The organism is Millionella massiliensis (genome assembly GCF_900104655.1).
In the GTDB taxonomy this organism is placed as follows: domain Bacteria; phylum Bacteroidota; class Bacteroidia; order Bacteroidales; family Rikenellaceae; genus Rikenella; species Rikenella massiliensis.
In genome coordinates, this window is record NZ_FNWD01000002.1 from 2,425,545 (window position 1) to 2,437,966 (window position 12,422).

Annotated in this window: 11 protein-coding genes; 9 read left to right on the forward strand and 2 right to left on the reverse strand. The window is 57.1% G+C overall.

The window, feature by feature from the left end:
• Nucleotides 1-102: 102 nt before the first annotated feature.
• The 3 genes from BQ5379_RS09295 (at nucleotide 103) to mraY (ending at nucleotide 4,933) form a co-directional block, all read left to right on the forward strand.
• Complete coding sequence (locus tag BQ5379_RS09295; RefSeq protein WP_235846054.1) at nucleotides 103-1,083, forward strand: tRNA modification radical SAM protein MnmL/YtqA; 981 nt, start codon at nucleotides 103-105, stop codon at nucleotides 1,081-1,083.
• Nucleotides 1,084-1,239: 156 nt separating this feature from the next.
• Nucleotides 1,240-3,270, forward strand: a complete 2,031-nt coding sequence (locus BQ5379_RS09300) for a tetratricopeptide repeat protein (RefSeq protein ID WP_071135616.1) — start codon at nucleotides 1,240-1,242, stop codon at nucleotides 3,268-3,270.
• A 412-nt stretch (nucleotides 3,271-3,682) separates the two neighbouring features.
• Nucleotides 3,683-4,933, forward strand: a complete 1,251-nt coding sequence (gene mraY, locus BQ5379_RS09305) for a phospho-N-acetylmuramoyl-pentapeptide-transferase (protein WP_071135173.1) — start codon at nucleotides 3,683-3,685, stop codon at nucleotides 4,931-4,933.
• A 120-nt stretch (nucleotides 4,934-5,053) separates the two neighbouring features.
• Here the strand turns inward: mraY and BQ5379_RS09310 are convergent, their stop codons facing one another.
• Entirely contained in the window at nucleotides 5,054-5,866 is an 813-nt protein-coding gene (locus BQ5379_RS09310) for a prolipoprotein diacylglyceryl transferase (protein WP_071135174.1), read from the reverse strand.
• A gap of 143 nt (nucleotides 5,867-6,009) precedes the next feature.
• Complete coding sequence (locus BQ5379_RS09315) at nucleotides 6,010-6,384, reverse strand: hypothetical protein (protein ID WP_143039442.1); 375 nt, start codon at nucleotides 6,382-6,384, stop codon at nucleotides 6,010-6,012.
• 357 nt (nucleotides 6,385-6,741) lie between these two features.
• On the opposite strand from BQ5379_RS09315, the gene BQ5379_RS09320 reads away from it, so the two are divergent.
• From BQ5379_RS09320 to aspA, 6 genes are all read left to right on the forward strand, one after another.
• Nucleotides 6,742-7,461 (forward strand): zinc metallopeptidase, encoded by a 720-nt coding sequence (locus tag BQ5379_RS09320; protein ID WP_071135176.1) that lies wholly within the window; start codon nucleotides 6,742-6,744, stop codon nucleotides 7,459-7,461.
• A 205-nt stretch (nucleotides 7,462-7,666) separates the two neighbouring features.
• Nucleotides 7,667-8,761, forward strand: coding sequence for a peptide chain release factor 1 (gene prfA, locus BQ5379_RS09325; protein WP_071135177.1), 1,095 nt, complete (start codon nucleotides 7,667-7,669; stop codon nucleotides 8,759-8,761).
• A gap of 79 nt (nucleotides 8,762-8,840) precedes the next feature.
• Nucleotides 8,841-9,395, forward strand: coding sequence for a CCC motif membrane protein (locus tag BQ5379_RS11285; protein WP_071135178.1), 555 nt, complete (start codon nucleotides 8,841-8,843; stop codon nucleotides 9,393-9,395).
• 37 nt (nucleotides 9,396-9,432) lie between these two features.
• Entirely contained in the window at nucleotides 9,433-9,669 is a 237-nt protein-coding gene (locus BQ5379_RS09335) for a DUF2752 domain-containing protein (protein WP_071135179.1), read from the forward strand.
• A 372-nt stretch (nucleotides 9,670-10,041) separates the two neighbouring features.
• Entirely contained in the window at nucleotides 10,042-10,872 is an 831-nt protein-coding gene (gene pyrF / locus BQ5379_RS09340) for an orotidine-5'-phosphate decarboxylase (RefSeq protein WP_071135617.1), read from the forward strand.
• Between the two features lie 113 nt (nucleotides 10,873-10,985).
• On the forward strand, nucleotides 10,986-12,419 hold the full coding sequence (gene aspA, locus BQ5379_RS09345; RefSeq protein ID WP_071135180.1) for an aspartate ammonia-lyase: 1,434 nt from the start codon (nucleotides 10,986-10,988) through the stop codon (nucleotides 12,417-12,419).
• Nucleotides 12,420-12,422 lie beyond the last annotated feature (3 nt).

The window sequence follows — 12,422 nt, forward strand, 5'->3', positions numbered from 1 at the left end:
GAGCGCGAACATTTCCGAATCGCCGGAATGATCCACGACGGGTCACTCCGGCGATTCGGTGTAAATCGGAAAACCACCGAGAAACCCCGAGAATAGAGATTTATGGCCGAAGAGAACATCATATACCCCTGGGGCGACAGTCGTCGTTTCAACAGTTACTCCGCCTATTTCCGTCGGCTGTTCGGCAGTCGGGTACAGAAGGTTGTCATCGACGCTGGTTTTACCTGTCCGAACCGCGACGGGAGCCTTTCGACCGGCGGCTGTACGTTCTGCAACAACGACGCCTTCAGCCCGTCTTACAGTCACAAGGGGTACACCGTGGCCCGCCAGATCGAGGAGGGCATCCTCTTCCACCGCAATCGCTACGCCAAAGCCCAGAAATATCTGGCCTATTTCCAGAGCTACTCCAATACCTACAAGCCCCTCGACCAGCTCCGCGAGATCTACGACCAGGCCTTCACCCATCCCGATATTGTCGGGATTGTGGTCGGTACGCGTCCCGACTGCGTGGACGAGGCGAAACTCGACTATTTCGCCTCGCTGGCCGCACAGGGTCACTATGTGATTATTGAGTACGGGATCGAGTCGGTTTACGATGAGACGTTGAGGCGGGTGAACCGCGGGCACGACTTCGCTACAGCCGTGCGTGCCGTCGAGATGACCCATCGACGTGGTCTCCATTGCGGGGCGCACTTCATTCTCGGCCTTCCCGGTGAGAGCGACGAGATGCTCGTAACGCAGGCCGATGCCATCAATGCCCTGCCGCTCGACACGGTCAAGTTCCACCAGTTGCAGCTTTTCCGCGATACCGGCATGGCCCGGGACTATGCCCTCCATCCGGAGGATTACCGTTTCTGGTCGTTGCCCGACTACATTGACCTGTTCATCGACCTACTGGAGCGGCTTCGCCCTGGGCTGGTGATCGAACGGTTTGCCGGCGAGGCGCCGCCCCGTTATCACCTCAATCCGTCGCCTTGGGGGCTGGTGCGGAATGAACGGCTCCTGCAACTGCTCGAAAAACGTCTCGAAGAGCGGAATACGTGGCAGGGGCGCTACTGCGCGGCCGAAGGCGGTGGAGCGTGACCTGTCGGGGGGGATAGAACCCCATCTGCGTCGGCGGCTTCGCGAATGGAATGGCGCGCGGCCGATGTTCGAAATGTCGAAAAACTGTTTTGCTTCTTTGGAGGATTTTGACCGGTGCCCGGGTGCGCCGCAGACAAAAAAATGTATATTTGCAACATGAAAAAACACCTCGCCGCCTTGCTGCTCCTGCTGTCCGTCACCCTCTTCGGCGTCGGCGAGGCATCCGCTCAACTCAACAAACCCTACTTCTTCTATAAAGGTCGCGAACTGATTCTCGAAGAGAAATTTCGGGAGGCGATCGAAATGCTCAATCTGCTGCTCCGTACCGAGACCAAAGAGTACGAAGGGTATTTCCTGCGCGGGGTGGCCAAGTATAACCTCGACGACCTGCTTGGGGCCGAGGCCGACTTCTCCAGCGCCATCGCCGTCAATCCGGTCTACACAATGGCCTACCAGTACCGGGCCATTACCCGCTCGCGACTGGGCAACTACAGCGATGCCCTGAAGGACTATCAGCACGCCGTGGAGCTGCGGCCGAACCTCTCGGCCACCTACTACAGCCGTGGTGTGACCTACTTTCTGAGCCAGCAGTTCGAGAAGGCCGTCGACGACTTCTCGCGGTACCTGCGCCACTCGCCGACGGACGTCAATGCACTGACCAACCGCGGTACCTGCTACCTCTACCTCAAGGATACCGTTCAGGCCTATGCCGACTTCAACCGGGCCGTCGAGATCAATCCTTACGTGGCTGACGGCTACATGCGGCGCGGTCTGCTCGAAGTGGCTCAAAGCAAGAACGATGAGGGTATTCGCGACCTGACCGAGGCTTTGAAGATCGACTCGACCCAGTCCATCGCCTATTTCTATCGCGCCTACGCCTATGTGAACAAGAATCAGCCGATGCAAGCGCTGAAGGATTTCGATCAGGCCATTCGCTACGACTCCACCAACTCGGTGACCTACTTCAACCGAGCGCTGTTGCGCAGTCAGATCGGCGACTACAACCGGGCCATCGAGGATTACGACCGTGTGGCCCTCTACAATCCGGGTAACGTGCTGGTATTCTACAACCGTGCCACGGTCAAGATTCAGGTTGGCGACTATCCCGGTGCCATCGAGGATTACAGCCGTGCCATCGAACTTTATCCCGACTTCGCCAACGCCTACCTCTACCGTTCGCAGCTCAAGGCGGCATTGCGCGACTTCAAGGGGGCCGAGGCTGACCGCAAAGTGGCCGAGACCAAGATCGAAGAGTACCGCCGCAAACTCAGCGACAGCACCTTCACCTCCTTTGCCGACACCAGCCGGCAGTTCGACAAACTGCTTTCGTTCGACGCCGACTTCGGTAACAACGAGTTGCGCTCGATGCGGGGCGATATCCGGCGTGACGTGCGTCTGATGCCCGTATTCCGTATTACCATCGTCGAACCCGATACGACCGAACGCTACAATCCGCGGGACTACCGCAATGCGCGTTTGGATACCTACCTGCAACTGCTTGCGACCTCATCGACGGCCCGTTCGGCCGATCGTCTCGGTTTCCGTTTCGACCTGACCGGAACGCCGGCGGCCGCCTCGCTGCCCGTGGACAGCGTCGCCTCGTGGGATGCGGCCAATCTGACCCCCACCTCTTGGCAGGACAACTTCCTGAAGGGGATCACGCAGACTCTGCTGCGGCAGTATGCGTCGGGGCTGAGTTACTACCGTCGGGCGGCGCGAGTCGAATCCGACAACCCGCTGATCTATCTCAACCGGGGTGCAGCCCAGGCCGAAATGATCGAATTCATCGCATCGCTCGAGGGTAACAGCGTGATGCAACAGGTGTCGATCCAGACCGACGACCCAGCGGCCCGACTGTTGCAGAACCGCGGTCAGCGTACCTACGACTACTCCGAAGCCATTGCCGACACCCGGAAGGCCATCGAACTGATGCCCGAATTGCCGCAGGCTTACTTCAACTTGGGCAACATGCTCTGTCTGAGCGGCGATCTGCCCGGTGCATTCGAACAGTACACCAAGGCCATCGAACGTTTCCCCTATCTGGCCGAGGCCTACTACAATCGCGGGCTGGTTCAGATCTTTATGAAAGATACCGAAAAGGGATGTCTTGATTTGAGCAAGGCCGGAGAGCTCGGTCTGTCGGAAGCCTACGAGGTTTTGAAACGCTTCTGCATCAAAACCCGCTAATTCCCGGAGCAAGGAGCGGGGGGGCGAGAAAGGTTGAGGGAGGTGAGAAGTGGTGAGTAGGGCAGGCAACAAAGGAGCGAGTAGGGATGTGTGTGGGAAATGGTGAGTCGGGAACAGGTGAGGAAAGAAGCAAGGAACAGGAGTGAGGAACGGGAACAGGCCGGGGAGCAAAGGAGAGAGGCGGGGAGAGGCGAGAAATCCGGCGCAGTGCGTTCCTCGGGAAATTGATTTTTCGAAAAGCAGTAATCTGGTCTAATTAGTCTAATCGCAGTGGCAGCAGGGCATTCATACTCCTGCTGCCACTGTTGTTTCGGGGTGACGGGCGGATGTGGGCCGCGAGGAATCGTCACCCGGAGTGTGAAATGCTGGGGTTATTCGCTATCTTTGCACACCAAATTGCCAGAAAACAACCATGATCTATCATATCGCCGAATTTCTTGACCGGACCATCGACCTGCCCGGTGCCGGCATGTTCAATTACATTTCGTTTCGATCGGCCATCGCCATCGTCTGCTCGCTGCTGATCGGGATGGTGTTCGGTAAGAGCATTATCCGGATGCTCCAGCGGCACCAGATCGGGGAGGAGATCCGCAACCTCGGACTCGAAGGACAGCTCCAGAAAAAAGGTACCCCGACGATGGGCGGTCTGATTATCCTGGCGGCGATACTGGTTCCCGTGCTGCTTTTTGCCGACCTTACGAACGTCTATATCCAGCTGATGCTGGCCACGACCGTATGGCTCGGCCTGCTGGGATTCCTCGACGACTATATCAAGGTCTTCCGCAAAAAGAAAGAGGGGCTGAACGGACGTTTCAAAATTCTGGGTCAGGTGACCATGGGGCTGATTGTCGGTACCACCATGTGGATCCATCCGCAGATCGTTTCGCGTGAGTCCTCCTCCGAGCGGACGGCCGACGCGCAGAGGGTCGAGACCCTAGACCTCGGCAACCAGCGCAAGATCGTCTACATGACGCCGGCCGAAAAGTCCACTTCGACGACCGTCCCCTTCTTCAAAAACAGTGAACTCGACTACCGTGACCTGATCCCGGTCGAAGGGCACTTGGGCGACACGCTCGGATGGCTGCTTTATGTGCTGATTGCCGTCTGCATCATCACGGCCGTCTCCAACGGGGCCAACCTGACGGATGGACTGGATGGACTGGCTGCAGGGGTGTCGGCCGCAATCGGAGTAGTGCTCGGTATTCTGGCCTACCTCTCCGGTAACGTGATCTATGCCGACTACCTCGACATCATGAATATTCCCGGGTCGGGCGAACTGCTGGTCTTTGCCGGGGCGTTTGTCGGGGCGCTGCTTGGTTTCCTTTGGTACAACTCCTATCCGGCACAGGTCTTCATGGGCGATACCGGCTCGCTGGCCATCGGCGGGATTATCGCAACCTTTGCGCTGCTGATTCGCAAGGAATTGTTGTTGCCGATTCTGTGCGGTATCTTCCTGGTGGAAAGTCTTTCGGTGATTATCCAGGTCTGCTGGTTCAAGTACACCAAACATAAATACGGCGAAGGACGGCGTGTCTTCCTGATGTCGCCGCTCCACCACCACTATCAGAAAAAGGGCTACTTCGAGGTCAAGATTGTGACGCGGTTCTGGATTGTCCAGCTGTTGCTGGCGGCCATTACCCTGATGACGCTCAAGATTCGTTAGGCGCCGGGGGCCTCGCTGAGGGTGCGTGAGGGGTGCGGGGACTGGCGACGCATGCCCGGGTAAGATTCATTAAACAGCCAAATGAAAAAGGAGGCTCACGATTTCGTGGAGCCTCCTTTTTCATTTCCCGGGGCCGCCGTCGAAGGGGCGGTCTGATGCAGTCGGGGATGGAGCTGTGGGGGTATCGTCAACCGAGAACCACCTCCGTTTCAATCCGATCCACCACAGGACTCCGGCTGCGGCCAGCGCCAGCCCGAACCACTGTGAGGGAGACAGGCCCGGCAGCAGTTCTCCGCGAGCGTCGGCCCGCAGAAACTCAAGCAGGAACCGGCCGATGCCGTAGCCGATGAAATAGAGGGTCGGCCGATGGCGGAACGGTGTCCACCGCACCATCACCCAGAACAGCAGAAAATCCAGTGCGGCTTCGAAAAGCTGCGTAGGGTAGAGCGGTTGTGCACCGCAGTGGAGGTAGGCGTCGCTGCCGGGCGGATAGACGACCCCGATCCAGTCGGGGGCAGGCATCCCGTAGCAGCAGCCGCCCAGGAAACAGCCGATTCGTCCGAATCCGTGTGCCAGCGCCACGGCCGGGACGAGCATGCAGATCAGCGGGGCGATCGGTTGGCGGCTCAGGCGGGTGCCGGCGAGGAAAATGAGGCTGCCGGTCAGAAGACCACCCAGAAAGGTCGATCCTCCGTACAGCAGGTTGTCGAGGGTCAGCGGGCGATGTTGGAGAAGTTGTTCGATGAGGTGTGCTCCGGCCAGTCCGCCGAGGGCCGAGAGGGCGATGGTCAGCATCAGGGCGCTTTCGTGACGGAAGTAGCGTCGCTTTTCGATTTGGCGGACGGTGTAGAGCAGTGCGGCGAGCAGTCCGATGCCCATCAGAATATTATAAAGCCATAGCTCGGAGTCGCCGATGCGGATCGATTGGAACATGTGGGGGTAGCGTTTTCAGTGCGTGTGCTGGGAAGGCGAGGCGGCGGAGGATCGTACGGACGGTCATCCTACGAAAAACCCCTCGTCAGCCGTCGGGCGGGCGAGGGGCCAGTGTGTCTCTTACGGGAGCGTCAGCCGCAGGATTAGGCTTCTACGCTCTCTTTTTTCTGGGTGAGGGCCAGGATCCCGCCGATAACGGCAAGAACAAACGCGATCAGGGCGAGGACGCTGAACATGGAGATGGTTTCGATCAGCATCAGGAATGCAGCGACGAGCAGCATAGCTCCCGAAGCGGTCGGGTTCGATTTACCCATGATCCCGCCGACCAGACCGAGAATCGGACCGATGAAAGCGAGGAAGATCATGAAACCGCCCACGCCTGCGCCAGCGCCAGCGGTACCCACCGTGAGGGCGGTTGCGCATACGGTTGCACACAGAGCGGCCGGGAGGCCCAGTGCGAATACCAGTACACCCATTACCAGGGGTACGGACGAAGTGCCACGTTGAACTGTTGCCATAAAATAAAATTTAAAATGTTAGCATTACAAAGATTGGAAATTGAGTTCAAAAATGCAAATAAATTTGTCGAAATGTCCGAATGTTTTGTGATGCAGGTGAAATGTCTGATGTTTGTCTGGAATGTAGTATAAAATATGGTATGCATGCGGTGCTGCTGTTAAGAATTGTTATTTGAGAGAAGCGGAGTGGATAGGTGTCTCAGACTGGGCGGAGAAAAATGGATGCGGTTATTGGCGCTCTTCGCATTCTTCGTATCTTTGTCCACACGGTACGGTTACCTGTCAGAATGACAGGCGTGCGGCGAGGCACTATTTTTGCTGCCTCTTACGTTAGTCTTAAAAAATCCGAAACAAAAAATGACACTGTTAACTGCCAGTCAGAGTTTCTTTGGCTCCATGGGGCCCGAATTCCTGCTTATTATTATCATCGGTATTGCCGGTTTTGTGGTGCAGGCCCGTCTACAGAGTGTGTTCAGCAAATATGCCAAGGTGCCCTTCACCGGCGGTATGACCGGAAAGGATGTGGCCGAGAAGATGCTTCGTGACCACGGTATTACCGATGTGACCGTCACCCATACGCCCGGTCAGCTGACCGACCACTTCAATCCTGTCAACAAGACAGTGAACCTCAGCGATGCCGTCTATGCCAGCAACTCGGTAGCTGCCGCTGCCGTGGCTGCCCACGAATGTGGACACGCCGTGCAGCACGCGATCGGATATGCGCCGCTGCGGCTGCGTTCGGCACTGGTGCCTGTCACCTCGTTTGCTTCGCGTTTCGCCATCTTCTTTATCATCGGCGGTATCCTGCTGGCCGGCGCAACCCATTCGCTGCTCCTCTTCTGGATCGGTATCGGGATGATTGCCGTGTCGGCACTCTTCAGCATTGTGACCCTGCCTGTCGAGTATGACGCCTCGCGCCGTGCGCTGGCCTGGCTCGAAGGACAGCATATCCTGACCTCGCAACAACAGAACCAGGCCAAAGAGGCCCTGATGTGGGCTGCCCGTACCTATCTGGTCGCCGCCCTCTCGGCTATCGCCACGCTGTTGTATTACATCGGGTTGGCACGCCGTGAGTAACGGCGTAGCGCCCAATGGTGCTACTCGGCGCTCCACACCCGGCACTGTCCGGGCATGCGATACTGTGGAGCGGGGTGACCGTCCATTCTCGCTTCGACCTTTCAGGCCGCTCTCCAATTTGGAGAAGCGGCCTTTTTGATTGCATTTAAGAAATCACACGGAAAAAACGTATCTTTGTCCGTAATAAACAGAAGGAACCACACCTATGGCAGACAATACCATACTGGCCAAACTGGAGGGAATCAAAGAGAAATACGCCTCCATCTCGCAGCAAATCACCGATCCCGAAGTGATGAGCGACATGAAACGCTATATCCAGCTCAACAAGGAGTATAAGGAGCTGGGGCCCATCGTCGAAGCGGCTGACACCTATCGTACCGCCATCGCCAACCTGCAGGAAGCCAAAGACATCCTGGTGAACGAAAAGGATGAGGAGATGCGCGAAATGGCTCGCGGCGAGATCGAAGAGCTGGAACCCAAAATCGCACAGCTCGAGGAGGATATCAAACTGATGCTCATCCCGGCCGACCCGCAGGACAGCAAAAACGCCATCATGGAGATCCGCGGCGGAGCCGGTGGCGACGAGGCCGCCATCTTTGCCGGCGACCTGCTGCGCATGTACCTCAAGTTCTTCGAGCGCAAGGGGTGGAAAGCCGAGATCAACAGCGCCAGCGAAGGTACCTCGGGCGGTTACAAGGAGGTGGTGCTCAAGGTGACCGGCGAGAACGTTTACGGCACCCTCAAATACGAATCCGGCGTGCACCGCGTGCAGCGCGTGCCGCAGACCGAAACCCAGGGACGTGTACACACTTCGGCCGCATCGGTAGCCGTGCTGCCCGAAGCCGAAGAGTTCGATATCGACCTGAAGATGGAGGATATCCGCAAGGATACCTTCTGCGCCAGCGGCCCCGGCGGTCAGTCCGTGAACACGACCTATTCGGCCATCCGTCTGACCCACATCCCCACCGGGATCGTCGTACAGTGCCAGGACCAGAAGTCGCAGCTCAAGAACTTCGACAAGGCCCTCGAAGAGTTGCGCACCCGTATCTACAACCTCGAATATCAGAAATATCTCGACGAAATTTCGTCCAAGCGTAAGACTATGGTGTCGACCGGTGACCGCTCGGCCAAGATCCGCACCTACAACTACCCGCAGGGCCGAATGACCGACCACCGTATCGGATACACGATGTACAACCTGCCCGCCTTCATGGATGGCGACATTCAGGAGTGCATCGACAAACTGCAATTTGCCGAGAATGCCGAACGGCTTGCAGCAGCGGCCGAGGAAGAAAATTAACGATCGTAGGAACAAAGTCCGATTGTTCCGAAAAATTGTTAATTTTAGACCGGTTAATTCACTATAAAACGACTTCCTTATGGAAAACTACAACGACAACCAACCCCAGCAGCCGGAGCAACCTCAGGGTCAGCAGCCTGATGCTTCGCAATATCAGCAGCCTGCTCAATCCCAATATCAGCAGCCTGTACAGCCGCAGTATCAGCAACCGGCTCAACCTCAGTATCAGCAGCCCGATCCTGCCCAATACCAGCAGCCCGTGCAGCCGCAATATCAACAACCCGCACAGCCGCAGTATCAGCAACCGCAATACCAGCAGGCAGGCAACCGTCCCGTGCAGAAACCCAATGTGCCCAATGCCGTAGCAGCCCTGGTGCTCGGGATTCTGTCGATCATTACCAGCTGCTATATTATCGGTCTTGTGCTGGGAATCATCGGGTTGGTGCTGGCCAACAAAGGTCGTCAGGCCTATCAGGAGACTCCCGACGCATACAACGGTTACGGGATGCTCAATGCCGGCCGCATCATGTCCATTATCGGGATCTGCCTCGGTGGTCTCTGGACCTTCTACTGGATCATCGTTGCTGTGATCGGCGTAGGGATGGGGCTGGCCGGCGCGAGCATGTTTCTTTAGCTCGCTCGGTGACCTTTGGGATCGGTTCTTTCTGAAAATGCCCTGCGCCTATAAGCAGCTTTTCGGAATCGACTGCCCCTTCTGCGGCGGACAAAGAGCCGTGGGATTGCTCCTTGAAGGGCACGTGGCCGCGAGTCTGCGCATGTTTCCCGCACTGTTGCCGCTGGCCATCACTCCGTTCTTTATCGGGCATCGGAAAGCGTTGCATGTGATGCTCTGGATTGACCTGGCGATCGTGATCGGAAGTTGGCTGTTGCGTCTGTTCCTTGTATGATCTCGGGAGAGGAGATTGAGGTGACAGAATGGTATGAGGGTGATTTTTACGGAACGGCCGGATCGCGAGGGGAAACAATATCATGTATTTGTAATGAACGGATTCTGAAGTTTTTATGTCAGTTGTTCTGACGGCAAAACCGGCCGCTGGAAGAACCGAAACGGAAACTTCCGATAAATTTTGAAAAAGAGCCTTGCGGGGCTCTTTTTTGCGTATATTTGCTTAGTTAAACCGCTTGTTAATCGACCGTAGCGCGGTCGGCAACTCGGCAGGGGCAGGACGTTGTGAGTCCCCGTATGTTCTCACCGGCAGGATACCGGGAGTGCCCTGTCTGCCGTTCCGCGTATCCGGTCCGCAAATTCGAACCGCATGATGACATCGCAGCAGCTTTTCGAACAGATTCAAACCAAACGCAGTTTCCTGTGCGTGGGCCTCGACACCGACCTGAAAAAAGTGCCCCAGCACCTACTGACCGGTGACGACCCGATCTTTGAGTTCAACAAAGCCATTATCGACGCCACGGCTCCCTATTGCGTCAGCTATAAACCGAACCTGGCCTTCTACGAAGCGGCCGGACTCAAGGGGTGGAATGCGCTGGTCAAGACCGTCAAATACCTGCGGGAACACTATCCCGAGCAGTTCATCATCGCCGACGCCAAACGGGGCGACATCGGCAATACCTCGCAGATGTATGCACGCGTCTTCTTTCAGGAGATGGATTTCGACGCCGTGACCCTCTCGCCCTACATGGGCAGCGACACCGCCGAACCCTTCTACGCCTATCCCGGGAAGTGGGCCGTGCTGCTTGCTCTCACCTCCAATACCTCGGCACAGGATTTCGAAACCCTCCGGCTCGAAAACGGTGACCGGGTCTATGAACGGGTGCTGAAAACCTCCATGAACTGGGGTACCGAAGACAATACCATGTACGTGGTGGGTGCCACGCAGGCTGCCCAGCTCGGCAGCGTTCGCGCCATCGTCCCCGACCACTTCCTGCTGGTGCCCGGCGTCGGTGCCCAGGGCGGATCGCTCGAAGAGGTGGCCCGTTACGGTATGAACCGTCGCTGCGGTCTGCTGGTCAACTCCTCGCGCGGCATTATCTATGCCTCCGGCGGACACGATTTCGCCGAAGCTGCCGGCCATGCCGCAGCCGAACTCCAGTGTCAGATGTCCGTGCTGCTGACCCAATATTGCGGAAAATAGAGCACCCGACGCGAGTCGGGCTCCGGTGGCCGTCATGGATGCGGACCGGGCGGAATGCACGACTCGGGACAGGGAGCTGAACAAATGTGATGAAATCTAAAAAATACAATCCTATGGATATTACCAAAATGCCGCTTTCCGGCAAAACCCGTAAAGAACACGACCTGCTGGGCGAACTGGAAATTCCTGAAGAATACTACTTCGGCGTGCAGACCATGCGCGCGCTGGACAACTTCCACATCAGCCGTGTCCGCCTGTGCATGTATCCCTACTTCATCAAGGCGCTGGCCATGGTCAAGGAGGCAGCTGCCAAAGCCAACCGCGACCTCGGCGAGATCAAACCTGACGTGGCCGATGCCATTATCGCTGCCTGCCACGAAGTGGAGCAGGGCAAACTCGATGACCATTTTGTGGTGGATATGGTGCAGGGCGGTGCCGGTACCTCGACCAACATGAACGCCAACGAAGTGATCGCCAACCGCGCTCTCGAAATCCTCGGCCATAAACACGGCGAGTATCAGTACTGCCATCCCAACAACGACGTCAACCACTCGCAGTCGACCAACGACGCCTATCCGACCGCCGTCAAGATTGCGCTGATTTACCAGACCAACGACCTGATCACCTCGCTCAAGGAGCTGATCGGTGCCTTCAATGCCAAGGGGATCGAGTTTGCCGACGTCATCAAGATGGGACGTACCCAGCTGCAGGACGCCGTGCCGATGACCCTCGGTCAGGAGTTCGACGCCTATGCCGCCAACCTCTCCGAAGAGATCGACCGCCTCGAACAGAATGCCCGTCTGCTGCTCGAAGTCAACATGGGCGCCACGGCCATCGGTACCGGGATCAACGCCGATCCGCAGTACAGCCAGATCTGTATCAAATACCTGCGTGAAATTACCGGTCTGCCCATGCAGGCGGCTACCAACATGATCGAAGCCACGAACGATACCGGTGCCTTCGTGATCTACTCGTCGGCCGTGAAACGTATGGCTGTGAAGTTGTCGAAAATCTGCAACGACCTGCGTCTGCTCTCGTCCGGCCCGCGTACCGGTCTGAACGAAATCAACCTGCCCCCGATGCAGCCCGGCTCGTCGATCATGCCCGGCAAGGTGAACCCCGTGATCCCCGAAGTGGTCAACCAGATTGCCTACAAGGTGATCGGCAACGACCTGACCGTGACCATGGCTGCCGAAGCCGGTCAGCTGGAGCTCAACGTCATGGAGCCCATCATCGTTTACAGCATCCTCGAATCGATCGTCATGCTGGAGAACGGGATGAACACCCTGCGCACGAAATGTATTCTCGGCATCACCGCCAACAAGGAGCGTTGCCGCGACATGGTTTATCACAGCATCGGTCTGGTGACCGCGCTGAATCCCTATCTGGGCTACGAAACCTCGACCGAACTGGCCAAAGAGGCCCTCAAAACCGGCAAGGGGATCTACGACCTGGTGCTGGAGCGCAACCTGATGTCGAAAGACGAACTGGACAACATCCTGCGTCCCGAAAATATGGTCAAGCCGCGTAAATTTCTGCGCAAATAGGAG

Bases quoted from the DNA above. Each gene is read 5' to 3' on its own strand.
- prfA (WP_071135177.1), top strand. From the start codon at position 7,667: ATGGCAGACAATACCATACTGGCCAAACTGGAGGGAATCAAAGAGAAA.
- pyrF (WP_071135617.1), top strand. From the start codon at position 10,042: ATGACATCGCAGCAGCTTTTCGAACAGATTCAAACCAAACGCAGTTTC.
- BQ5379_RS09295 (WP_235846054.1), top strand. From the start codon at position 103: ATGGCCGAAGAGAACATCATATACCCCTGGGGCGACAGTCGTCGTTTC.
- aspA (WP_071135180.1), top strand. From the start codon at position 10,986: ATGGATATTACCAAAATGCCGCTTTCCGGCAAAACCCGTAAAGAACAC.
- BQ5379_RS11285 (WP_071135178.1), top strand. From the start codon at position 8,841: ATGGAAAACTACAACGACAACCAACCCCAGCAGCCGGAGCAACCTCAG.
- BQ5379_RS09335 (WP_071135179.1), top strand. From the start codon at position 9,433: ATGCCCTGCGCCTATAAGCAGCTTTTCGGAATCGACTGCCCCTTCTGC.
- BQ5379_RS09320 (WP_071135176.1), top strand. From the start codon at position 6,742: ATGACACTGTTAACTGCCAGTCAGAGTTTCTTTGGCTCCATGGGGCCC.
- BQ5379_RS09315 (WP_143039442.1), bottom strand. From the start codon at position 6,384: ATGGCAACAGTTCAACGTGGCACTTCGTCCGTACCCCTGGTAATGGGT.
- BQ5379_RS09310 (WP_071135174.1), bottom strand. From the start codon at position 5,866: ATGTTCCAATCGATCCGCATCGGCGACTCCGAGCTATGGCTTTATAAT.
- mraY (WP_071135173.1), top strand. From the start codon at position 3,683: ATGATCTATCATATCGCCGAATTTCTTGACCGGACCATCGACCTGCCC.
- BQ5379_RS09300 (WP_071135616.1), top strand. From the start codon at position 1,240: ATGAAAAAACACCTCGCCGCCTTGCTGCTCCTGCTGTCCGTCACCCTC.